This is a genomic window from Streptomyces sp. NPDC048523 (genome assembly GCF_043199815.1).
In the GTDB taxonomy this organism is placed as follows: Bacteria; Actinomycetota; Actinomycetes; order Streptomycetales; family Streptomycetaceae; genus Streptomyces.
In genome coordinates this window covers 18,607-40,103 of the sequence record NZ_JBICWQ010000007.1, presented here as the reverse complement: position 1 = coordinate 40,103, position 21,497 = coordinate 18,607, and the positions used below count along the sequence as shown (strand labels likewise).

The 21,497-nt window shown below is 72.3% G+C and carries 16 protein-coding genes; 11 read left to right on the top strand and 5 right to left on the bottom strand.

What is annotated here, in order from left to right; genetic code table 11:
- Window positions 1-17 precede the first annotated feature (17 nt).
- From ACGFWE_RS32390 to ACGFWE_RS32380, 3 genes are all read left to right on the top strand, one after another.
- Window positions 18-884, top strand: coding sequence for a TIGR03619 family F420-dependent LLM class oxidoreductase (locus ACGFWE_RS32390; protein WP_393603537.1), 867 nt, complete (start codon window positions 18-20; stop codon window positions 882-884).
- 193 nt (window positions 885-1,077) lie between these two features.
- Window positions 1,078-3,237 carry a germacradienol/geosmin synthase Cyc2 gene (gene cyc2, locus ACGFWE_RS32385; RefSeq protein ID WP_393603536.1) on the top strand — a complete coding sequence of 720 codons (2,160 nt, stop codon included), beginning with the start codon at window positions 1,078-1,080 and terminating at the stop codon, window positions 3,235-3,237.
- A gap of 591 nt (window positions 3,238-3,828) precedes the next feature.
- Entirely contained in the window at window positions 3,829-4,419 is a 591-nt protein-coding gene (locus ACGFWE_RS32380) for a PDZ domain-containing protein (RefSeq protein ID WP_393603535.1), read from the top strand.
- A 70-nt stretch (window positions 4,420-4,489) separates the two neighbouring features.
- Here the strand turns inward: ACGFWE_RS32380 and ACGFWE_RS32375 are convergent, their stop codons facing one another.
- Window positions 4,490-5,245 (bottom strand): metallophosphoesterase, encoded by a 756-nt coding sequence (locus tag ACGFWE_RS32375; protein WP_352381901.1) that lies wholly within the window; start codon window positions 5,243-5,245, stop codon window positions 4,490-4,492.
- 134 nt (window positions 5,246-5,379) lie between these two features.
- On the opposite strand from ACGFWE_RS32375, the gene ACGFWE_RS32370 reads away from it, so the two are divergent.
- The 3 genes from ACGFWE_RS32370 (at window position 5,380) to ACGFWE_RS32360 (ending at window position 8,253) form a co-directional block, all read left to right on the top strand.
- A complete protein-coding gene (locus ACGFWE_RS32370) occupies window positions 5,380-6,003 on the top strand; it encodes a LysE family translocator (protein WP_393603534.1) in 624 nt (207 codons plus the stop codon).
- Between the two features lie 129 nt (window positions 6,004-6,132).
- On the top strand, window positions 6,133-7,257 hold the full coding sequence (locus ACGFWE_RS32365; protein ID WP_352381897.1) for an aminopeptidase P family protein: 1,125 nt from the start codon (window positions 6,133-6,135) through the stop codon (window positions 7,255-7,257).
- A 51-nt stretch (window positions 7,258-7,308) separates the two neighbouring features.
- Window positions 7,309-8,253: an aminoglycoside phosphotransferase family protein gene (locus ACGFWE_RS32360; protein ID WP_393603533.1), complete on the top strand. Its 945-nt coding sequence runs from the start codon at window positions 7,309-7,311 to the stop codon at window positions 8,251-8,253.
- A 345-nt stretch (window positions 8,254-8,598) separates the two neighbouring features.
- Here ACGFWE_RS32360 and treZ read toward each other — a convergent pair whose 3' ends face one another.
- Window positions 8,599-10,344, bottom strand: a complete 1,746-nt coding sequence (treZ, locus tag ACGFWE_RS32355) for a malto-oligosyltrehalose trehalohydrolase (RefSeq protein ID WP_393603532.1) — start codon at window positions 10,342-10,344, stop codon at window positions 8,599-8,601.
- 172 nt (window positions 10,345-10,516) lie between these two features.
- Between treZ and ACGFWE_RS32350 the strand changes: the two genes are divergently transcribed.
- The 3 genes from ACGFWE_RS32350 to ACGFWE_RS32340 all read left to right on the top strand — a co-directional run bounded on the left by ACGFWE_RS32350 (window position 10,517) and on the right by ACGFWE_RS32340 (window position 12,990).
- Entirely contained in the window at window positions 10,517-11,068 is a 552-nt protein-coding gene (locus tag ACGFWE_RS32350; protein WP_352381892.1) for a DUF1707 and FHA domain-containing protein, read from the top strand.
- 138 nt (window positions 11,069-11,206) lie between these two features.
- Window positions 11,207-12,571: a M14 family zinc carboxypeptidase gene (locus tag ACGFWE_RS32345; RefSeq protein ID WP_352381890.1), complete on the top strand. Its 1,365-nt coding sequence runs from the start codon at window positions 11,207-11,209 to the stop codon at window positions 12,569-12,571.
- Window positions 12,568-12,990 carry an SSI family serine proteinase inhibitor gene (locus tag ACGFWE_RS32340; protein WP_393603531.1) on the top strand — a complete coding sequence of 141 codons (423 nt, stop codon included), beginning with the start codon at window positions 12,568-12,570 and terminating at the stop codon, window positions 12,988-12,990. The genes ACGFWE_RS32345 and ACGFWE_RS32340 overlap by 4 nt, the downstream gene beginning before the upstream one ends.
- A 27-nt stretch (window positions 12,991-13,017) precedes the next feature.
- Here the strand turns inward: ACGFWE_RS32340 and ACGFWE_RS32335 are convergent, their stop codons facing one another.
- From ACGFWE_RS32335 to glgX, 3 genes are all read right to left on the bottom strand, one after another.
- A complete protein-coding gene (locus ACGFWE_RS32335; protein ID WP_393603529.1) occupies window positions 13,018-14,268 on the bottom strand; it encodes a M14 family zinc carboxypeptidase in 1,251 nt (416 codons plus the stop codon).
- A gap of 198 nt (window positions 14,269-14,466) precedes the next feature.
- Window positions 14,467-16,821: a malto-oligosyltrehalose synthase gene (gene treY / locus ACGFWE_RS32330; protein WP_393603527.1), complete on the bottom strand. Its 2,355-nt coding sequence runs from the start codon at window positions 16,819-16,821 to the stop codon at window positions 14,467-14,469.
- Between the two features lie 117 nt (window positions 16,822-16,938).
- Window positions 16,939-19,071: a glycogen debranching protein GlgX gene (glgX, locus tag ACGFWE_RS32325; protein WP_352381882.1), complete on the bottom strand. Its 2,133-nt coding sequence runs from the start codon at window positions 19,069-19,071 to the stop codon at window positions 16,939-16,941.
- Between the two features lie 196 nt (window positions 19,072-19,267).
- Here glgX and ACGFWE_RS32320 point away from each other — a divergent pair, with 196 nt between their 5' ends.
- Window positions 19,268-20,086, top strand: a complete 819-nt coding sequence (locus tag ACGFWE_RS32320; protein ID WP_352381880.1) for a Tat pathway signal sequence domain protein — start codon at window positions 19,268-19,270, stop codon at window positions 20,084-20,086.
- 57 nt (window positions 20,087-20,143) lie between these two features.
- Window positions 20,144-21,463: a copper amine oxidase gene (locus ACGFWE_RS32315; protein WP_352381878.1), complete on the top strand. Its 1,320-nt coding sequence runs from the start codon at window positions 20,144-20,146 to the stop codon at window positions 21,461-21,463.
- The last annotated feature ends 34 nt before the right edge of the window (window positions 21,464-21,497 follow it).

The window sequence follows — 21,497 nt, the reverse complement described above, 5'->3', positions numbered from 1 at the left end:
CAAGGGAGTCGCACCGCATGCGTCTGGGAGTCGCACCGCACCGTCTGTGGCCCGCTCACGAGGACGAGCTCGACGGCGTTCTCGAAACCGCCCGAACCGCCGAGGAGTTGGGCTTCGACCACCTCATCGCGAGCAGCCATCTGCTGGCGGGCGCGGTGGGCGTGACCCCGGACCCGGTGGTCCTGCTGTCCGCCGTGGCCGGGGCGACCACCCGGATCGGGCTGGTGACCAGCGTCCTGATCCTTCCCCTGTACAACCCGGTCGTCGTCGCCCACCAGTCCGCCACGCTCGACCGGCTGTCCGGCGGCCGCTTCACGCTCGGAGTCGGCACCGGCTGGGACGCCGCTGAGTTCGACGCCGCCGGGGTCCCCTTCGCCGGGCGGGGCCGCCGCGCCGACGAACAGCTGGACACCGTACGTAAGTTGTGGCGCGAGGAGACCGAGGTACGGCTCGGGGTGCGGCCGCGCACACCCGGTGGGCCGCCGGTGTGGGTCGGCGGCCACAGCGACGCGGCCCTGCGCAGGGCCCTGCGGTACGGCGACGCGTGGCACGGTTCCGGGATCGACGCGTCCGGACTCGCCGAGGTACGGGGCCGGTTGGCCGAACTCGGGCAGGAGGCGGGGCGGGATCCGGCCACGCCGTTGGAGCTGACGGCGGGCCAGATCCTCGTACCCCCGGGCTTCGAGGCGGCCGTACGACCGCCGGGTCGGCGCCCGTTGGGCGGGGCGGATCCGTCCGCCGAGCGGGTGCGCGAGGAACTCCGGCAGCTGGCCGACGCCGGGCTCACCGCCTGCTCGCTGTGGCTGCCGGTCGCCGGCGAGGCACTGCCGGACGCGCTCGGCTGGGTCGCCGAGGAGGTCCTTTCGCACGTCGCCGAGGAGTGACGACGCGGCGTCGTCCTCAACCGGAGCGTTCAGGAGAGCGGCCAGGGAGTTCAGGGCACCTGAACGTCTCGCCGACCGTCCGAACGCCACACGTTCCGCCGAGAACTCCCGAGTTCCGCCCGGATTCACGCAATGGTGTGATCATGTGTGCCGCGACGGATGCCCGCGAAGAGCCATGGGTAGGGCCCGGCCCATGACGCAGCAGCCCTTCGAACTCCCGCACTTCTACATGCCGTATCCCGCGCGGTTGAACCCGCACCTCGACGAGGCCCGCGCCCATTCGACCGTGTGGGCGCGCGAGATGGGCATGCTGGAGGGGTCCGGGATCTGGGAGCAGTCCGACCTCGACGCGCACGACTACGGCCTGCTCTGCGCCTACACACACCCCGACTGCGACGGCCCCGCCCTCTCGCTCATCACCGACTGGTACGTGTGGGTGTTCTTCTTCGACGACCACTTCCTGGAGACCTTCAAGCGCACCCAGGACCGCGCCGGCGGCAAGGCCTACCTCGACCGGTTGCCGCTGTTCATGCCGATGGACCTGTCGACCCCGATGCCCGAGCCCGAGAACCCGGTCGAGGCCGGCCTCGCCGACCTGTGGACGCGGACCGTGCCGTCGATGTCCGCCGGCTGGCGCCGCCGCTTCGCCGTAGCCACCGAGCACCTGCTCAACGAGTCGCTGTGGGAGCTGTCCAACATCAACGAGGGGCGGATCGCCAACCCCGTCGAGTACATCGAGATGCGCCGCAAGGTCGGCGGCGCCCCCTGGTCGGCCGGTCTCGTGGAGTACGCGACGGCCGAGGTGCCGGCGTCCGTCGCCGGAACACGACCCCTGCGGGTGCTGATGGAGACCTTCTCCGACGGCGTCCACCTGCGCAACGACCTGTTCTCCTACCAGCGCGAGGTCGAGGACGAGGGCGAGCTCAGCAACGGCGTGCTCGTCCTGGAGACCTTCTTCGGCTGCACCACCCAGGAGGCCGCCGACACCGTCAACGACGTCCTCACCTCCCGCCTCCACCAGTTCGAGCACACCGCCCTCACCGAGGTCCCCGCGGTCGCCCTGGAGAACGGTCTGTCGCCGGGCGAGGTGACCGCGGTCGCCCGGTACACGCAGGGCCTCCAGGACTGGCAGTCCGGCGGCCACGAATGGCACATGCGCTCCAGCCGCTACATGAACGCCCGTGCCGACACCGCCTCGCCCTGGCAGGCCCTGACCGGCCCCGGCACCTCGGCCGCCGACGTCGGCGCCCTGCTCGCCGCGGCCGGCGCCGAGCGGCTGCGCGCCCACCGGCACGTGCCGTTCCAGAAGGTCGGCCCGTCCCTGCTGCCCGACTTCTACATGCCGTTCCCGACCGAACTCAGCCCCCACCTGCCCGGCGCCCGCCCCCGCCTCGCCGAGTGGGCGCACCGCATGGGCATGCTCCAGGAGGGCGTCTGGGACGAGGACAAGCTCGCCGCGGCCGACCTCCCGCTGTGCTCCGCGGGCATCGACCCGGACGCGAGCCCGGAGGCCCTCGACCTCAGCTCGGACTGGCTGGCCTGGGGAACCTACGGCGACGACTACTACCCGCTCGTCTACGGCGGCCGCCGCGACCTCGCCGCCGCCCGCCTGACCACCCAGCGGCTGTCGGACTGCATGCCCCTCGACGGCGAGCAGGTCCTCGTCCCCGCCAACGCCATGGAGCGCGGCCTGATCGACCTGTGGGCCCGCACCACGGCCGAGATGACCCCCGACCAGCGGCGCTCCCTCAAGGACTCCGTGAACGTGATGACCGAGAGCTGGGTCTGGGAGCTGGCCAACCAGATCCAGCACCGCGTCCCCGACCCGGTCGACTATCTGGAGATGCGGCGCGCCACCTTCGGCGCCGACCTCACCATGAGCCTGTGCCGCATGGGCCACGGTCCCGCCGTCCCGCCGGAGATCTACCGCAGCGGCCCCGTGCGCTCCCTGGAGAACGCCGCCGTCGACTACGCGTGCCTGGTCAACGACGTCTTCTCCTACCAGAAGGAGATCGAGTACGAGGGCGAGGTCCACAACTCGATCCTCGTCGTGCAGAACTTCTTCGGCATCGACTACCCGACCGCGCTGCGCGTCGTCCACGACCTGATGACCCAGCGCATGCAGCAGTTCGAACATGTCGCCGCGCACGAACTGCCTGTCGTCTACGACGACTTCGGGCTCTCGGCGGAGGCACGCGAGGTCATGCGGGGCTATGTGACCGACCTCCAGCACTGGATGGCCGGCATCCTGAACTGGCACCGCACGGTCGACCGCTACAAGCCGGAACACCTGGCCGCCCGCACCCACGGCTTCCTCCCGGACCGGCCCCCGGCCCTCCCTTTGGCAGGCTGACAAGCGGGGCCCCGACCCCTGGGACGTCCCACCACCTGGGACGTCCTGCCCGCTGGGGCTCTTCGCCCGCCCGCGTGCCCACAGTCCGGCGGCCGCCCGTCCGAATCGGCCGCCAGCGCTCCCTTGGCGGGCCGGCACCCGGGGCTGCTCGACCGCGTAGGCCGTCCCTGCGCTGGGGCTCTTCGCCCGCCCGCGTGCCCGCAGTCCGGCGCCCGCCCGTCCGAATCGGCCGCCAGCGCTCCCTTGGCGGGCCGGCACCCGGGGCTGCTCGACCGCGTAGGCCGTCCCTGCGCTGGGGCTCTCCGACCGCCCGCGTACCCGCCGTCCGGCGGCTGCCCCTCTGTCCGTCCGCCCGGCGAGACGATGGCAGGGGGCCTGACCGCCGCCGGACACGGCCTGGTCCTGCTGCTCGGGTCGGCGGCCACAGGTGTACGTGGGTGCGCCGAGCGGGGCGGCAGCAGTCCTTGTCGACCTGCAGGTTCCGGCGGCTTCCCGTTCCTGACCACCCGTCAGTCTCACTCTTTCGTGGCTCGTCGCGGGCCCGTACGCCGGGTAGACACCAGCCGGTGGTGATCCAGCCGGAGGCGATCCATGGAACAGACTGCGTTGCGCCCCAAGCCGATGCCCGGTCGGGAGCCCGGCGGGGGCGGGAAGCCCGAGCCCGCCCGGCGCCCGCACGCTGCGCGCCGGCGCGGACGCCGGCTCACGACCCTGCTGTTCGGCGTGTTCGTCGCGGTCGTCCTGGTGTTGTCGGGGGTGGGACTCGGGACGGTCGCAGCCACGGTGATCGGTATGAGCAGACTGGCCGAACTCCAACGGCAGACAGCGCCTCACCAGGGCGGCCCGCCCGCCTGGGCGCACCCGGGCCCCTCCGCGTCGTCCGCGGCTCAGTCGACCGCCCCCTCGCCCGCACCCGCCGTGGCGACCCTCGGCGTGGAGGCCGTGGACGCCGAGAAGGCGGGCGCGCTGGTGGTCGGCGTCCACGTCCCCGGCCCGGGCTACGCGGCCGGCCTGGTCCGCGGCGACGTCCTCCTCGCCTTCGGCCGGACCCGCATCGACACGGCCGACGACCTCGCGCGCGCCGTCGCGGACGCCCGAGCCGGCCGCGAGATCGTACTGACGATCCGCCACCGCGGCGGCGCCTACCAGCAACTGACGGCCGTACCGGGAGTCGTCACGTGAACGGCCGTCCCACGCCCCGGCGCCAGGCGCGGCGCGGACGCCCGTGACCTGTCGTCCCCCGCTCCCGGCGTCACGTCACCACCCGGAAGTGCGTTGTCAGTCGTCCCTCGTCGTCCAGTACATGGAAGGCCAGACCCACCGGCGCGTCCCGGTCCGCGATCTGTTCGCCCTCCCAGGGCAGCCGTAGCGTCCAGGTCACCCCCGGCCCGACGACCAGCGGCCGCCCGGCGAACACCGTCGCCGCGGGCGTGTGCGCGTGACCGGTGATCAGGCCGGCGATCTCGGGCCGCCGCTCCAGCAGCGCGGCCAGTCGGCCGGGCCCGGTCAGCTGGTAGGAGTCGGGCAGCGGGTGGTGCAGGGCCACCGGCGGATGATGGAAGGCCAGCAGTGCCGGAAGACTCCCGTCCAGTGCGTCGAGCGTCGCCTCGATCCAGTCGTACGTCTCCTCGTCCAGGGCCCCTTCGTCGCTCCCCGGGATGCTGGAATCGCACATCAGTACCGCACCGCCGGTGAAGACCCGCACGCTGTTCACCGGCCCGTCGGCCACGGGCTCCCGCAGGAGGGCCTTGCGGTACGGGGCGCGGCTGTCGTGGTTGCCGGGACAGGTGAGCACCGGGAACGGCGCGTCACCCTCGTGCAGTCCCAGGATCCGCGCGGCCTCCTCGTACTCCGCCTCGGCGCCGTGATCCGCGATGTCACCGGTCACCAGCAGGGCGTCCACCTGCCCCGGCAGCTGCCACAGCCGGTCGCGCACCCGCTCGGCGCGCTCCGTCGCCCGTGCGGTCCCGTCGAGATGCAGATCGCTGATGTGTGCGAGCACGAGCACGACGTACCCCCTCTAATGGTTGGGATTGATACAAACATTAGAAGCGATGCCTGATCAAGTCTCTCGAGTCCCTTCCGTCAGCCGGGACGGAAATCCACTGGTCCGGATCCGGTCGCCGACGTCACGATGGGCCCATGCCGACCACGCTCCTCGCCTTCCTGGGGGCCTGCACCCTCATCGCCGCGTCACCCGGCCCGAGCACCGTGCTGATCATCAAGCAGTCGCTGCACAGCCGACGCGCCGGCTTCCTGACCGTCCTCGGCAACGAGACCGGGGTGTTCATCTGGGGCGTCGTCGCCGCCCTCGGCCTGACCGCGCTGCTGACGGCCTCCGAGATCGCCTACGACGTGATGCGGATCGTCGGTGCCGTCACGCTCGTCGCCTTCGGCGTCCAGGCGCTGCGGCAGGCGCGCCGCGCCAAGGGGGCGGCCGACGCCGGCGGCTGGGAGAGCACCGGCAGGACCGGCTGGGCCGCCTACCGCGCGGGACTGCTCCTCAACCTCGCCAACCCCAAGGCGGCCGTCTTCGCGATGTCCTTCCTGCCGCAGTTCGTGCCCGAGGGCGCCCCGCACCTGCCCACCATGGTCGGGCTCGCCGCGCTCTGGGCGGTCTACGAGATCGGCTACTACGGCCTCTACGTGTGGTTCGTCGGCCGGTTGCGGGCCGTGCTGTCCCGCGCGGGCGTGCGCCGGCGACTGGAACAGGTCTCCGGAGGCGTCCTGCTGCTCCTCGGCGTCCGCATGGCCCTGGAGAGCTGACGTAAGCCCGGCGCCCGTCCGGTCCGACCGAAGACACGGCGACCGAAAGACGTGCCGACCGGCTCGCGCGCCCCTCGCCGTCCGGGCAGGATGCTGCCCAACGACCCTCACCCGCCCCAGGAGGCCCGGATGACCGGCACCGCAGCGCCCTTCGCCGCCGACGACTACAGGGCCCGTATGGAGCGCGCGGCACGGTCGGCCGCCGAGGCCGGGCTCGCCGGACTCCTCGTGGCCCCGGGACCGGACATGGTGTGGCTCACCGGCTACGCGCCCCCCGCCGTCACCGAGCGGCTCACCCTGCTGGTCCTCGCCCCCGGACAGGACCCCTTCCTCGTCGTGCCGACCCTGGAGGCACCGGACGCCGCCAAGGCCGTCGGCGCGAGCGCCCTGACCCTGCGGGACTGGACCGACGGCAAGGACCCCTACGCCGCCACCGCCGCCCTCCTGGACGCCGGTGGCCGGTTCGGCATCAGTGACAACGCCTGGGCCATGCACCTGCTGGGTCTGCAGAAGGCCCTGCCCGGCACGTCGTACGCCTCCCTCACCGAGGCCCTGCCGATGCTCCGCGCCGTCAAGGACGCGGCGGAACTGGAGCTGCTGGCTGCCGCGGGCGCGGCCGCCGACGCGACGTTCGAGGAGATCCGGAAGGTTCCCTTCGGTGGCCGCAGGGAGTCGGAGGTGGCCGCCGACCTCGCCGATCTGCTGCGCCGCTTCGGTCACTCCCAGGTCGACTTCACCATCGTCGCCTCGGGGCCGAACGGCGCCAACCCGCACCACGAGGTGGGGGACCGGGTCATCGAACGCGGCGACATGGTCGTCCTCGACTTCGGCGGCCTCAAGGACGGCTACGGCTCCGACACCTCCCGCACGGTCCACGTCGGCGAACCGACCGACGAGGAGCGCCGGGTGCACGACCTCGTGCGCGCGGCACAGGAGGCGGGCTTCCGGGCGGTACGGCCCGGCGTGCCCTGTCAGGAGGTCGACCGGGCCGCCCGCGCGGTCATCGCCGACGCCGGGTACGGCGAGTACTTCATCCACCGCACCGGGCACGGCATCGGCGTCACCACGCACGAACCGCCGTACATGATCGAGGGCGAGGAGCAGCCCCTCGTGGCGGGCATGTGCTTCTCCGTGGAGCCCGGCGTCTATCTGCCGGGCCGTTTCGGGGTACGCATCGAGGACATCGTCACGGTCACCGAGGACGGCGGCCGCAGGCTCAACGACACCACCCGCGAGATGGTCATAGTGGACTGACCGAGCCCCCCCCAGGAGCCCCTCCACCCCTCGAGCGACTACGGCGCGACCATGACCCAGGCACCGACACCCACCGCGGACACGGTCCGCCGGCTGGTCCGTTCCCTGCTCAAGGACAGCACGCCCGACACGGGCGGACCCGAGATCCGGCCGGTCGCCGAGGGCGGGCCGTCCACCTGGTGGGTCGGCACCCGGCATGTCCTGCGTCTCGCCGGCGACCGCGAGGCCTCCACCCGCAGCCGCCGTGAACTGCGGCTGCGCGACCTGGTCCGCCCGCACGTGCCGGTCGCGGTGCCGACCAGCGTGGCGCAGGGCGAGTGGGCGCCCGGGCTGGCCTACACGCTCGACACCAAGGTGCCCGGCGGTTCGGCGGAGGAGCACGACGTGTCCGCCGTCGGCGAGGCCGACCTGGCCGGCCTGCTCACCGGGCTGCGCGAGGTGCCGGTACGACAGGCCGAGGCGCTCGGCGTCCCGCGCGGCGCCCCGCGCTCCCTGGAGGCGCTGCGCCGGGAGGCCGGCCGGGCCGCCGAACGCCTCCGCGCGGCCGACGAGTTCGATCCGGCCCGGCTCCAGCAGCTCACCTCGCCGGCCGCGGTCCAGCTCGCCGCGCAGCCGGGCAGTGCGGTCATCGTGCATCACGCGCTGACCGGCGAACACCTCGTGATCAGCGCCGAAGGCCGGGTGCGCGGCGTCCTGGACTGGACCGGTACGGTCGTCGGCGACCCCGCGGAGGACATCGCGGGTCTCGCCCTCGCCGTCGGCTCGCCCGCCGCCGTCCGCGCCGCCACCCTCGCCGGATACGGTGCCCGACCCTGCCTGCGCGGTCTGTGGCTCGCCCGCTGCGACACCGTGATCCGCCTCGCCGCCGGCCTGGACGGGCGCACCACCGAGCCCCTGCCCCTGCTGCGCACCCGGCTGCGGCGGGCCTGGGAGGCGATCCTGCTGGAACGCGTCACCGAGCTACGGGACGAGGAGACGGACGACGCGGAGTTGTAGCGGCTCCACCTGGTCTTTTCCACCCTCGTTCCACCCACGGGGCGCTTCTCCTGGTGGTCTTCCGGCAGGTGCGCGAGGAGAGGCCGACGCTGCGCACGATCCTGCTGCCCCTGGCGCTGATCGGCGCCTTCACCGGGACCGGGCTTCGGTCTGGCCGGAGGCCTGATCACCCGGGTCCGGCACGCGGACGGGCAGATACGGGTCAGGGTCATTCATGGTCTTCGGCGAGCTCGTCGCCCGTCTCGCGGTCATCGTCGTCCGCGGCCGCACCCTCCGGACCCGCGTCGGCCTGCAGGCGCGACACGCCCTGCCGGTCGCCTCATGAACCGAAGGAGCCCCATGAGGTCACGCCTGCAGCAGCACCACGCACGATTCACCGGGCACGTGCAGCACCCCGTCCGCACCCGGAGCGTCCACCGGCTCCCAGGCGGCCAGGACGCGGGCCTCGCGGGGACCCAGGGGGATGGCCGCCGGGGACTTCGCGAGGTTCACGGCCACCCGGACGTCCCCGCGGCGGAAGGCGAGCCAGCGCTGGTCCGTTTCGTAGGCGACCTTGGTGTCGGCGAGGTCGGGGTCGGTGAGGTCCGGCTGCTCGTGCCGCAGGGCGAGGAGCCGGCGGTACCAGGCGAGCACGCGCGCGTGGGGCTCGCGGTCGAGCTCGGACCAGTCGAGGCAGGAGCGGTCGCGGGTCGCCGGGTCCTGCGGGTCGGGTACGTCCTCCTCGGCCCAGCCGTGCTCCGCGAACTCCCGCCTCCTGCCCCGCCGTACCGCCTCGGCGAGCTCGGGATCGGTGTGGTCGGTGAAGAACTGCCAGGGCGTGCTCGCCGCCCATTCCTCACCCATGAACAGCATGGGCGTGAAGGGCGCGGTCAGCACGAGCGCCGCCGCACAGGCCACCAGACCGGGGGAGAGGGACGCCGCCAGCCGGTCGCCCTGGGCGCGGTTGCCGACCTGGTCGTGGGTCTGGGAGTAGCCGAGCAGCCGGTGCGCCGCCGCGCGGGTACGGTCCAGCGGACGCCCGTGGCTGCGGCCGCGGAAGCTGGAGTAGGTGCCGTCATGGAAGTAGCCGCCGGTGAGGGTCTTGGCGAGCGAGGCCAGGGGCGCGCGGGCGAAGTCGGCGTAGTAGCCCTGGGACTCGCCCGTCAGCGCGGTGTGCAGGGCGTGATGGAAGTCGTCGTTCCACTGCGCGTGCAGCCCGAGACCGCCCTGGGCGCGGGGTGTGATGAGCCGCGGGTCGTTGAGGTCGGACTCGGCGACGAGGAACAGTGGCCGTCCCAGTTCGGCACCCAGGTTGTCGACAGCCGTCGACAGTTCCTCCAGGAAGTGGCACGCGCGCGTGTCGGCGAGCGCGTGCACCGCGTCCAGGCGCAGTCCGTCGATCCGGTAGTCCCGCAGCCAGGACAGCGCGCTGCCCAGCAGATAGGCGCGCACCTCGTCGGAGCCCGGGGCGTCCAGGTTGACCGCGGAGCCCCAGGGTGTGTGGTGCGTGTCCGTGAAGTACGGTCCGAAGGCGGGCAGATAGTTGCCCGACGGGCCCAGGTGGTTGTGCACCACGTCCAGGACGACCCCGAGGCCCACCTCGTGCGCCCGGTCGACGAAACGCTTCAGGGCCTCGGGCCCGCCGTAGGGTTCGTGCACCGCCCACAGGGAGACGCCCTCGTAGCCCCAGCCGTGCCGTCCCGGGAAAGGACACAGCGGCATCAGCTCGACGTGCGTGACGCCGAGTTCGACGAGATGGCCGAGCCGGGCGGCGGCCGCGTCCAGGGTGCCCTCGGGCGTGTAGGTGCCCACGTGCAGCTCGTAGAGGACCGCTCCCGGCAGGGGACGGCCCGCCCACCGGGTACGCCAGGCGTACCGCTCGTGCTCGACGACCGCACTGAGTCCGTCCGGCCCGTCCGGCTGACGGCGCGAGCGCGGGTCGGGCAGCACCGGGCCGTCGTCCAGCGCGAAGCCGTACCGGCTGCCGTCCCCGGCGTCCGCCTCGCCCCACCACCATCCCGAGCGCTCCGGATCGCGCTCCAACGCGCGCGTGGCGCCCTCGCAATGGAGCGTCACACGGTCGGCCTGCGGTGCCCACACCTCGAACTGCACGGACGGTCCCCTTCGTCTGCTCCCCGTGATGTAGCCCGTCCATGGTGCTTCAAACGCGATCAATCCGCCGTGAAATCTTCCCCCTTGCGGCGGGTGTCGTCAGGTACGCACCGGTGGCGGCCGTCGTCTCGTTTTCTGGACACCCGGGGTTCGCTGCCCGACAATCACCAACGTGACGTCGTCCTTCGAGTTCAACACGTACCCCGCGCGCCTGTCCGACGCGGAGCGCGACAAGGTGCTGAAGGTGCTCCGTGACGGCGTCGCCATGGGCCGCCTGTCGCACGACACGTTCGTGCGCCGCATGGAACTGGCCCTCATCGCGCGCCGGTCCGACGAGCTCGCGGTGCTCACCGCGGACCTGCCCCAGGAGAGCCGCGTCTCCCGGCTGGTGTTCGGCACCGTCGAGGCCGTCTCCGGCTTCACCGTGCGGCTGCGCAGGGCGTGGCAGGCCGAGCGCCTGCCCAAGCTGCTGCTGCCCCACCCCGGCAGCGGCCACGCGCTGCGCATAGGCCGCGACCCGGCCAACGGACTGCGGCTGACCCACGAGACGGTCTCCCGCGTCCACGCCGAACTCAGCCGTCAGGGCGGCATGTGGGTCCTGCGCGACCTCGGCTCCACGAACGGCACCACGGTCAACGGCCGACGGGTCATCGGCGCCGCCGTCGTCCGCGAGGGCGATCAGGTCGGGTTCGGCCGGATGGCCTTCCGGCTCGCGATCAACTGAGCCCAACCTCACCTCTGGCCTGGACTTTACCTGCGGTCGCGGCCCAATGCCCTTTCCGCCGCACGGTGTTGACGTACCCCTCAAGTCGTGACTGACTGTGCGTACACCGTGCACACCAGGTGAACCGACGGCACCACATTGTGGAGGTGTGCCCTGCCGCCCCTCCTCCGCTACCCGACCGTCGACGATCTCGGCGCACGGGCAGCAGCGTTCGTCGCCCGTCATCCCGCAGACGCCCGGCTGCGCCGCGCCGGCACCTCCCGCGCGGGCAACCCCCTGTGGCTGCTCTCCGTCGGCCACGGCAGCCGCCATGCCCTCGTCGTCGCCGGCCCGCACGCCAACGAGCCCGTGGGCGGCGGCACCGTCCTCAGACTGGCCGAGCGCGTGCTGGCCGACCCCCGGCTCACCGTCGGGGCCGACGCCACCTGGAACCTGCTGCTCTGCCTCGACCCCGACGGCCTGCGCCGCAACGAGGGCTGGCTGCGCGGCCCGTACTCGCTCGGCCGCTACTTCCGCAACTTCTTCCGGCCCGGCTTCGGCGAACAGCCGGAGTGGCTGCCCGACGGCGCGGACGCCGCCGCACTGCCGGAGACCCGCACTCTCCTCGCCCTCCAGGACGAACTGCGACCCTTCCTGCAGTGCTCCCTGCACGGCGTCGACGTCGGCGGCGGCTTCGTCGAACTCACCCGCGACCTGCCCGGCCTCGCCCGGCGCGTCGCCCACACCGCGGCCCGGCTGCGCATCCCGCGCGAGCTGGGACCGTACGACACCCTCTACTGGCCGTGTCTGGGACCCGCCGTCTACCGCATCCCGCCGCCCCGCCGCGGCGACCTGGCCGCCGCCATCACCGAGGCCGCCGTCGAGTCGACGTGGTACCACCCGCACCGGCACGGCACCGTGACCGCCGTCGTCGAGGCGCCCATGTGGGGCGTGGCCGCCGTCGAGGACGGCAGCACACCCGCCGACGCGGCCGCCGTACTGCGCACCGTCAGCCACACGCTGCGCCGCGACGCACGGCTCCTGGAGGGCGTCCTCGCGCGGATCCGCCCTCATGTCTCGGCCGCCCCGGACGCGGCCCGGCTGCTCGCCCCGGTCGAGGACTATTTACTGGTCGGCCCCGGACTCGCCGACGCCTGGGACCCCGACGTCACCGACGGCGGCCGCCCGCTGCCCCCGCTCAGCACCGGTCATCTGGCCGCGCTGCGCATCGCCGGACGGCGCCTCGCCCTGCGCACGGCCGGGCTCCTGCACCAGCTCGTGACCCGCGCGGGCGCCGACCCGGCCGGCGCGCTGCCGGAACTGGACGGGCTCATCGACCTGTGGTGCGCCGACTACCGCGACGGCTGCGGCGCCCGCTGGATCCCGGTCCCGCGCCAGATCGAGTACCAGTCCCGGGTCGTGCTCGCCGCCTTCGACCTCGCCGTACGGCACGCGCCCGCGTGTTCCCGTTCGGGTGAGCCGGGCTGGGGATCCGAGGCCGTCGTGCCGATGCATCGGGAATGACGAACACGAGCACACCGACAGCGGTACGGCGAGCGGCACACCTGGGCCTGACGGCAGCCGCCCTGCTCCTGGCCGCCGCGGCCCCCGCGACGGCAGGAACCTCCGCCGGCGGCGACCATCTCTACCTCATGGTGACCACGGGCGACGGCCGCTCCAGCGACACCCGCGGCACCCTCCTGCTGTGCGACCCGCCCCAGGGCCACGGCCGCGCCGCCGAGGCCTGCGCTCAACTGGACTCCGTCGGCGGTGACATCGCCGCCCTTCCGCCCGCGGACGTCTACTGCCCGATGCTCTATGCGCCGGTCACCGTCCAGGCCCGCGGACAGTGGAGCGGCCGACCGGTCGAGTACCGCCAGACCTTCTCGAACGGTTGTGTGATGAGAGCCCGGACCGGGGCGGTCTTCGCGCTGGAGAGCTGACGCCCACGCGTGCGGTGCGGGGCGGGCTCAGTCCGCCCGCACGCGCGCGTGCAGTGCCACCGTCACGACCGTGCGGGCCTGATGCTCCACCTGGTGTTCCAACGGCACCCAGCGGGCCCCGAAGCGTGCCGCGAAGGAATCGCTCCACGCCTTGACGAGCCGTTCCAGACGCGGGGCCGCGCGGTCGTCGGCCTCCCGCAGGACCCGTAGCAGCATGGCCGCGGCCCGCAGGGGCAGCCGGCGGGAGAACGCGTCCACACTGCCGATGTACGCCTTCGAGTCGTCCGCGGGCCGGGTGTGGACCCAGTCCGCGGCCAGCCCCGGCACCAGCTCCAGACCCCAGGCGGCGGCCCGCAGCAGCGGCCCGTCGACGCCCTCCAGACGCGGCAGCGCCTCCGCCAGCACATGGTCCACCGCCCGCGACTCACACAGCAGCCGGCCCGCCAGCCGCCGCATCGCCGCCGCCGGCGCCGGATGCGGGGCCGGATCGTCCACCTGGTCGCTCGCCCACATCGGTACCTCGACCACCGCGGTCAGACCGCCGTATCGGTGCGCGTGGTGCCAGGTGCTGCGCCGCGCGTCGTCCGGCATGCTCGGGTACGCCGCCCCGGCGCCCGGCGCCGGCATCACATGCACCCCGGGCCCGGACGCCGGCCAGCCCGCCGCGTCCGAGGCGCCGGTCTCCACCGGGATGTGCAGCTCCGCCGCGGACTTCGCGAACGGCTCGGCGACACCCGGGACGTCCTTCGTCAACTGCACCCAGCTGCCGCCCAGGTCGGTGCCGTGCAGCGTCACCTGGACGTAGGGCCGCAGTTCGTCGATCACCCCGGTCAGTGCGCGGGTCTCCGGCGGCAGCCGGTCCGGCGGCAGCATCGCCGGGGCCCACTCCGGCTGCTCCGGCCCGGCCGGCCGGAAGAAGCCGAGATGGTAGTCGAAGAGGCTGCGCGGTGCCGGGGTGGCGTGGAGGCTCGCCCCGTCGGGATCCGCGCACAGCAGGAAGTGCCAGGACGTGTCCGACCTCAACTCCTCCTCGGCCAGAACGCGCCGGGCCACGGCCAGAGCCGCGGGGCCGCCGGCCGGTTCGTTGGAGTGGGCGCCCGCGACCACCAGGACGGCCCTGCGGGCCCGGCCGATCGACAGCACATGCAGGGGCCTGCCCGCGCGCGAGACACCCACCTGCCTCAGCCGGCAGACGCCGGGCCACTGTGCGGCCAACGCCCGCGCGGTCCGGACCAGTTCCGTCACCGTGGGGTAGCGCAGCTCCGGCAGCAGACTCACCCCCGACACGTCCGACCGGCCTCGCAATCCGCAGTACCCCACGGTCTGGTTGCGCTGTCAAGCACGCCGCGGGGAGCCTCCCGGGGGCGCCCGGAAGCACGTACCGGCAACCGGCACGGCCCATGGGCGCCAGCGGCCTTGCCCGCGCTCCACCACCGGGCTCCCGCACAGGACGCGGCCTCACTCACCCGCGCTCCGTCAATCCGTGGCGACCCGTTCCAGCAGCGCCACCGGCGACTCGCCCAGCAGCTCCGCCACGTGCGCGTGGCCGGAGAACTCCCGCTCCGGCACCAGCACGTCACGCCAGACGCCCGGCGGCAGCGGCAGCACCGTCTCCCGCCAGCCGCCCGCCTCCGCCAGCCGCAGCGACAGCCGGGTCACCGCGGTGATCACCTCCCCGGAGCGCGCGAACGCCACGCAGTGCGCCGCGGCGGGCCCCTCCGCGGCCAGCGGCGTGTACGTCGCCGCGTCGCCGAAGACGTCCGGCCGGCGTCGGCGCAGCCGCAGCGCGGCGGCCGTGAGCGCGCCCTTGTCACCGGCCTCCTGCGGCGGGAACCCCACGGCCCGCCGGTTGTCCGGGTCCACCAGCGCCAGGTACCTGCCCTCCGTGCCCTGGTACACATCCGGCACCCCGGGCATCGTCAGCTGCACCAGGGCCGTGCCCAGCTCGTTCGCCCGGATGTGCGGTTCGAGTCGGCTGCGCAGCGCGGTCACCTGCTCGCCCTGGGGCCCGCCCGGCCCGGCCGCGACGAAGTCCGCCACCGCCTCCTCGTACGCCGGTTCCTGTTCCGTCCAGCTCGTGTACAGGCCCGCCTCGCGCACATGCTTCAGCAGCGCCTCCCGCACCCGTTCCGGGTCCGCGGGGCCGAGCCCGAACACCGTCTGCCAGGCCGCCCACGCCAGCTGTGCGTCCGGACCGCCGTCACCGGCACGGGTCACCTCGGCCAGCGTGTCCGCCCACCACTCGGGACACTCGGTGAGCACGGCCAGGGCCGCGCGCACATCGGCACTGCGCTTGGTGTCGTGCGTCGACACCACGGTTCCCGTCAGCGGCCAGTCACGCTGCACGCGCGCGCAGTAGGCGTGGAACTCCTCGGGCGCGACGGCCGGGCTTCCGGGGTTGCCGCCCACCTCGGTCGCCGACAGCAGCGGCACATACCGATAGAACGCCGTGTCCTCCACGGACTTGGCCCGCAGCGCCGACGCCGTCTGCGCGAAGCGGGTGCGGAACTCCACCTGGTCCGGCCCGTCACCGGCCCGCCCCAGCACCAGATCCCGTACGACGTCGACGGCGCCCGCCTCCTCCGGGACCACGAAGGCGAGCCGGGCCTCGGCCGCGGCCTCCTCCGTGACGACGGACGCGGCGTCCGAGGAGCCGTAGGGCCGGTAGACCTCCATCCGCACCAGCAGTTCCTGGAGCGCGGTGCGCAGCGCCCAGGGCGCGCGGTCGCGCAGCACGGGCTCCGAGGACGTGGCACACACGCGTGCCGCCACCCGGGTCAGCCGGTCGGTCTCCGCGGCCAGCTCGTGCGTGATCACCTTGTACGCCGCCCGCCGAGCCGTCGCGGCCCAGTCGCCGCCGCGGTCGGTCTGCGGGGCCGCGAACCTCCGGTACTGCCCGAGGAGTTCCCCGAACCCCGCCGGGTCCGTGAACAGCCCGTCGATGTGCCGCAGCGCGTCGTACCCCGTCGTGCCCGCCACGGGCCAGGACGCCGGGAGCCGTTCCCCGTCCGCCAGGATCTTCTCCACGACCGTCCAGCGCCCGCCGGTCGCCTCGTGCAGCCGCCGGAGGTAGGCGCCGGGGTCGGCGAGGCCGTCGGGGTGGTCGACCCGCAGCCCGTCCACCACGCCCTCGTGCAGCAGCTGGAGGATCTTGGCGTGGGTGGCCTCGAACACCTCGGGGTCCTCGACCCGCACCCCGATCAGCTCCGAGATGCTGAAGAAGCGCCGGTAGTTGAGCTCCGTACGCGCAAGCCGCCACCACACCGGGCGGTACCACTGCGCGTCCAGGAGCTGCGGCAACGGGAGGTCCCCGGTGCCCTCGCGGAGCGGGAACACATGGTCGTAGTAGCGCAGGACGTCGCCGTCCACCGTGAGGTTGCCGAGCTCCGCGCCGACCGGCTGCCCCAGCACCGGCAGCAGCACCTGCCCGCCCTGTGCCTCCCAGTCGATGTCGAACCAGCGCGCGTACGGCGACTTCGGGCCCTCCCGCAGCACCTCCCACAAGGCGCGGTTGTGGCGCGGGTCCATCGCCATGTGGTTCGGCACGATGTCCATCACCAGGCCCAGCCCGTGCTCCCGCGCGGTGCGCGACAGTGCGCGCAGCCCGTCCTCGCCGCCCAGTTCCTCACGCACGCGCGCGTGGTCCACGACGTCATAGCCGTGCGTCGAACCCGGGACGGACTCCAGGACGGGGGACAGGTGCAGGTGCGAGACGCCCAGCGAGGCCAGATACGGCACGGCCGCCGCCGCGGCCGCGAACGGGAACTCGGGCTGCAGCTGCAGCCGGTACGTGGCCGTCGGCACCGACGGGTCGGGTCGCTCAGATGTCATGCAGACCTACGTACCCGCCCTGCCGCCTTTCGTGTCATCGCGTGCTCCATGTGTACGGAACATCGACATCGGGACCCCGACGTCGGGACGGTCCCGTCCCGTCCCGACGTCAACGTGCTAGACAGGCCGTTGCAACACCACCATGCTCCGATCCACCAGCGTCAGCTTGTCCCCTGCCTGCACCTTGGGTCCCGTGCCCGGCGGCACCCCGTCCGGACGGGCGGTGTCGACCACCACCTCCCACTGCCGGCCGTGGTTGACCGGCACCACGAAGTCCAGCGATTTCGGCGAGGCGTTGAACATCAGCAGGAACGAGTCGTCCACGATCCGTTCCCCGCGGGCACCGGGCTCGGAGATCGCGTTGCCGTTGAGGAAGACCGTCAGCGCCGAAGCCTGCGCCCGGTCCCAGTCATGCTGGGTCATCTCCTTGCCCTCGGGAGTGAACCAGGCGATGTCCGACAGCTCGCCGTGGGTCCCCTCCACGGGTCGCCCGTGGAAGAAGCGGCGGCGCCGCAGGACCGGATGGTCCTTGCGCAGCCACACCATCGCGCGTGTGAAGGCCAGCAGCTCGGCGCCGAGCCCCGCCGCCCCGTCCCCGGCCTCCTCCGGCCACTGGACCCAGGCCAGCTCGCTGTCCTGGCAGTAGGCGTTGTTGTTGCCGCGCTGGGTGCGCGCGACCTCGTCGCCGTGACTGATCATCGGCACGCCCTGGGACAGCATCAGCGTGGCGATGAAGTTGCGCATCTGACGGGCGCGGAGCTCCCGCACCGCCGGATCGTTGGTCTCGCCCTCCGCACCGCAGTTCCAGGACCGGTTGTGGCTCTCGCCGTCGCGGTTGCCCTCCCCGTTGGCGTCGTTGTGCTTGTCGTTGTACGAGACCAGGTCGTGCAGGGTGAACCCGTCGTGGCAGGTGACGAAGTTGATCGAGGCCAGCGGACGCCGGCCGTCGTCCTGGTAGAGGTCCGAGGAACCGGTCAGCCGGGACGCGAACTCCGCCAGCGCGCGCGGCTCGCCCCGCCACAGGTCCCGCACGGTGTCGCGGTACTTGCCGTTCCACTCCGTCCACAGCGGCGGGAAGTTGCCCACCTGGTAGCCGCCCTCGCCGACGTCCCAGGGCTCCGCGATCAGCTTCACCTGGGAGACCACCGGGTCCTGCTGCACCAGGTCGAAGAACGACGACAGCCGGTCCACCTCGTGGAACTGCCGGGCCAAAGTGGCCGCCAGGTCGAAGCGGAAACCGTCGACATGCATCTCGGTGACCCAGTACCGCAGCGAGTCCATGATCAGCTGAAGGACGTGCGGGGACCGCATCAGCAGGGAGTTCCCGGTGCCGGTGGTGTCCATGTAGTACTGGGGATCCTCGGTGAGGCGGTAGTACGACGGGTTGTCGAGCCCCTTGAAGGACAGCGTCGGGCCCAGGTGGTTGCCCTCGGCGGTGTGGTTGTAGACGACATCCAGGATGACCTCGATGCCGGCCTCGTGCAGCGCCCTGACCGCCGACTTGAACTCCAGGACCTGCTGGCCGCGGTCTCCCCAGGAGGCGTACGCGTTGTGCGGGGCGAAGAAACCGATCGTGTTGTAGCCCCAGTAATTGTTCAGGCCCATGTCGACCAGGCGGTGGTCGTTCACGAACTGGTGGACCGGCATCAGCTCCAGGGTGGTGACGCCGAGCTCCACCAGGTGCTCGATGATCGCCGGGTGCGCGAGCGCGGCGTAGGTGCCGCGCAGCTCCTCGGGCAGCCCCGGGTGCTGCATGGTGAGGCCCTTGACGTGCGCCTCGTAGATCACCGTCTCGTGGTACCCGATCCGCGGCCGCCGGTCGTCGCCCCAGTCGAAGTAGGGGTTGACCACGACCGACGTCATGGTGTGCGGCGCCGAGTCGAGGTCGTTGCGCTTGTCGGGCGAGTCGAAGTGGTAGCCGTACACCTCCTCGCCCCAGCGGATCGAACCGCTGATCGCGCGCGCGTACGGGTCGAGCAGCAGCTTCGACGAGTTGCAGCGCAGGCCGCGCTCAGGTGCGTACGGTCCGTGCGCGCGGAAGCCGTAGCGCTGCCCGGGCATCACGCCCGGCAGATACGCGTGCCGGACGAACGCGTCGCTCTCGCGCAGTTCCACCGCCGTTTCCGAGCCGTCGTCGTGCAACAGACACAGCTCTACTCGGTTCGCGGCCTCCGTGAAGACCGCGAAGTTGGTACCGGCGCCGTCGTACGTGGCACCGAGTGGATACGCCTCTCCAGGCCAGACCTGCATGAACCGACTCTTTCAGCTGTCCCGCGCCGCATGGGGCCCCTTGGCCCCGAGTGTCCACGAAAGTGATGGAACCACCTATGACTTACATCCCTCTTACCGATCGACCAGTGCACAGGACGATCACAGGATCGTCCTGTGCCGAACCAGTGGGGCAGACACATACTCCCGGAGCTTGCCCGGGGAGTAGGGGGAAGATGTGCGCAAGATAGTGCACCGCCACCTCGGGAAGGTGGTGGCAGGTGCGGCGATCGCGGTGGCCGGGACCGCCGTGATGGTCGGGATCACCCTTCCGGGCACCGCGGGGGCGGACGACACGGGGGGCGGCAAGGCGGCCTCGGGACAGTCCGCGGCGCAGGCGGGACAGGGTGCGGACGGAGCCGTCGCGCCCGGGGTGGTCGAAAAGGCGCCGGCCGCCGAGGGCGCGAAGGGCAAGGGCCGCGACCCGCTCACCGACGACGAGATCCAGCGGGTCGAGCAGATCGCCGTGAACCCGCAGCTGCTCAACGCCAGTGAGGACGTCGAGGGCGACCGCGGCCCCGAGCGGCTCACCGTGGACCTCGCCGACCCCAAGGTCGGCGAACTGGACGACCCGAACGCGCCCCGACGCGCGGACGTGACGTTCTACGACTACCGGGACGACACCCTCGTCACCAGGACCGTCGACCTCGACAGCGGCAAGGTCGTCGCGACCGGCACCCAGCACGGCGTCCAGCCGCCGCTGAGCAGTGCCGAGTACGCGGAGGCCGCGAGCCTTCTGATCGCCGACCCGCTCGGCGCGGACCTGAAGTCCGACTACAAGGACGCCACCGACAAGGAACTCACCGACCCGAATCAGCTGCTGCTGACCGGCGCCGTGTACCGGGCCGTCCCGGGCGGGCAGCCGGCCGTGCTCGACAAGTGCGGCGAGCACCGCTGTGTGCGGCTGTTCCCGAAGGTGAAGAACGGTCCCTGGATCGACGCCAGGTCCTTCGTGATCGATCTGAGCGCCCGCAAGGTCGCCAAGCTCGACAGCTGATCTGCCCTCTTCGTCCGCTTTTCCCACCTTGTCCTTCCGCAAGGGAGTCATCTCTTCATGCGTGTCAACAGAATCAGCCGCGTGCGCAGGAACGCGGCCCTCGGCGTGTCCGTGGCCGCGCTGGCCGCCGGCGTCACCACTGGTGCGGGACCGGCCGCAGCCCAGCCGAAGGCCGCCGCCGCGGCCGCGGCGGAGTGCAGCACCGCCTACAAGATCGAGCAGAAGCTCTCCAGCGGCACGACCTGGCGGATGTGCTGGCGCTACGACAGCAAGGCCGGCCTCGTCCTGGAGAACATCTCCTACCAGCCCAAGGGCGAGGCCGCGCCGATCAAGGTCCTCAACAGCGCCCGGCTCGGCCAGATCCACGTCCCCTACGACGACGGCAGCGTCGAGTACGACGACCTGACGGGCTTCGGCTTCGCCCAGGGCCTGATGAACCTGGACCCGGGCGAGTGCCCCGGCGGCACCATCAAGAGCGTCAAGGTCCCCGACTCCTGGGACCCGGACAACTCCGACGTCAACGGCCTGTGCACCACGACCCGCTCGCGCGGCCACGCCTACCGCATGCAGGGCGACAGCGCCAACAAGGTCTACCAGGCCCAGGGCAAGGACCTGCTCGTCTACTCGGTCAACCAGGTCGGCTGGTACGAGTACATGACCGAGTGGCGCTTCCAGGACGACGGCACCATCACCATGAACCTCGGCGCGACCGGCAGCCTCTCCTTCGAGGACTACGACGCCGGGGACGGCCGCGGCTGGCCCATCGGCAAGGGCCCCCGCGCCCAGGCCACCAGCCACAGCCACAACGCCTTCTGGCGCCTGGACTTCGCCCTCGACGGCTCCTCCAAGAACCGGGTCGAGCAGTACGACTCGACGGTCACCGCGGCCGCCCAGGGCCAGCAGGCCGCGACCGTCAAGACCACCCGCACCCCGGTCACCAAGGAACTCGCCGGAGACTCCAAGAGCTACCGCTGGTGGCGCATGGTCAGCGCGGCCGGCAAGAACAAGGACTGGCACCAGCGGTCGTACGAGATCGTCCCCGGCCCGACCACCAGGTACCCGGGCCGCAGTTTCACCAAGCACGACGTGTACTTCACCGAGTACAACCCGTGCGAGCAGTTCGCCAGCAACAACACCGCCGACTGCGGTGCCGGAGCGGGCAAGTCCGTCGACAAGTGGGTCAACGGACAGGCGCTCACCCACCCGGTGGTCTGGATGAACGTGGGCTTCCACCACATCGCCCGGGACGAGGACCAGCAGCCCATGCCGGTCCACTGGCAGGGATTCTCCATCGCTCCCAGGGACGTCACGGCTATGAATCCGCTCACTCCGGCCGAGCTCGCCGGGCAGAACGGGCACTGGGAATTCGGTAGTTGAGAAAGACCCTGTCCATCCGGCTGCACCGCCGACC

Bases quoted from the DNA above. Each gene is read 5' to 3' on its own strand.
- ACGFWE_RS32390 (WP_393603537.1), top strand. From the start codon at position 18: ATGCGTCTGGGAGTCGCACCGCACCGTCTGTGGCCCGCTCACGAGGAC.
- cyc2 (WP_393603536.1), top strand. From the start codon at position 1,078: ATGACGCAGCAGCCCTTCGAACTCCCGCACTTCTACATGCCGTATCCC.
- ACGFWE_RS32380 (WP_393603535.1), top strand. From the start codon at position 3,829: ATGGAACAGACTGCGTTGCGCCCCAAGCCGATGCCCGGTCGGGAGCCC.
- ACGFWE_RS32370 (WP_393603534.1), top strand. From the start codon at position 5,380: ATGCCGACCACGCTCCTCGCCTTCCTGGGGGCCTGCACCCTCATCGCC.
- ACGFWE_RS32365 (WP_352381897.1), top strand. From the start codon at position 6,133: ATGACCGGCACCGCAGCGCCCTTCGCCGCCGACGACTACAGGGCCCGT.
- ACGFWE_RS32360 (WP_393603533.1), top strand. From the start codon at position 7,309: ATGACCCAGGCACCGACACCCACCGCGGACACGGTCCGCCGGCTGGTC.
- ACGFWE_RS32340 (WP_393603531.1), top strand. From the start codon at position 12,568: ATGACGAACACGAGCACACCGACAGCGGTACGGCGAGCGGCACACCTG.
- treY (WP_393603527.1), bottom strand. From the start codon at position 16,821: ATGACATCTGAGCGACCCGACCCGTCGGTGCCGACGGCCACGTACCGG.
- glgX (WP_352381882.1), bottom strand. From the start codon at position 19,071: ATGCAGGTCTGGCCTGGAGAGGCGTATCCACTCGGTGCCACGTACGAC.
- ACGFWE_RS32315 (WP_352381878.1), top strand. From the start codon at position 20,144: ATGCGTGTCAACAGAATCAGCCGCGTGCGCAGGAACGCGGCCCTCGGC.